Raw genomic sequence first — 1065 nt, forward strand, 5'->3', positions numbered from 1 at the left:
AGGAGCTTGTTCTCCTCGAACTCCTCGTCGTCCTCGTCTGCACGGGCCTCCTGGATGAGCTTCCAGGCGGTGTAGATGAGGAAGGCACCGAAGATGTAGAAGACCCAGGCGAAACTGGCGAGGATCGCGGCACCCGCGGCGATGAAGACGGCCCTGAGGACCAGGGCTATGAGGACACCGATGAGCAGAACCCGCTGCTGGTACTGCGAGGGCACCGCGAACTTCGCCATGATCAGGACGAAGACGAAAAGGTTGTCCACGCTCAGCGACTTCTCGGTGATGAAGCCCGCGAAGAACTCGCCGGCGGGTTCACCGCCGCCGAAGAGCAGCAGGCCGAGCCCGAAGAGGCCCGCCAGGGCGATCCAGACGCCGGTCCAGATACCGGCTTCCTTCATCGATACGTCGTGCGGTTTGCGGCCGATGAAGAAATCGACCGCGATGAGGGCGGCAAGGCCCACGATGGTCAGGACCCACAGGGTCACCGAAACTTCCACTACGCCTCCGGCAGTACGTCACACGGCAGATGTCAGCGTCGTCGCTGCCGGAGGTCTCTTCCACCCGCGGGGTCCGGGACGCGCGATGCGTTCGGAACCACGGGCCGACGCCCCGGGATCTGGCCTGATCCGTATTGACGGGTACGCCGCACAGACAGGGAGTACTCCCCTCCGTACGGACGACAGTACCCCAATCCCCAAGGGAAGGTAAAGAGATTTGCAAATAAAGCTCAAAAGCCCAGCTCGGAGGCGGTCACCGACCCCATGACCGGCGGGCGGCGGCGACCTGGGAGAGCACCTGCCGGAGCACCTGACTGCCGGGCGGCACGAGCGGGGGCTCATACGTCCAGGCATGCCCGACCCACGGGTCGGCGAGGTGGTCGTCGGCCACCGGCGTCAGCCGGAGCAGCGAGCGCCACAGCGGATCGAGCAGCGGTCCGAACCCGGTGGACTCCTCGCGGTCGGCGACCATCATCAGGTGGACCCCGACGGCCGGACCCTCGTCGGCGAGATAGCGCAGCTGGTTGACGGCCCGGTCGTCGAAACCGTGCGGGATGTCGTTGACGATCAG

Annotated in this window: 2 pseudogenes; both read right to left on the bottom strand. The window is 65.5% G+C overall.

From position 1 onward, the window contains the following. A pseudogene (locus tag ACF088_RS41380) lies at nt 1-494 on the bottom strand (TerC family protein); the annotation flags it as partial. A gap of 253 nt (nt 495-747) precedes the next feature. After that, a pseudogene (locus tag ACF088_RS41385) lies at nt 748-1065 on the bottom strand (export associated protein); the annotation flags it as partial.

Source organism: Streptomyces sp. NPDC015125, assembly GCF_043080045.1.
In the GTDB taxonomy this organism is placed as follows: domain Bacteria; phylum Actinomycetota; class Actinomycetes; order Streptomycetales; family Streptomycetaceae; genus Streptomyces.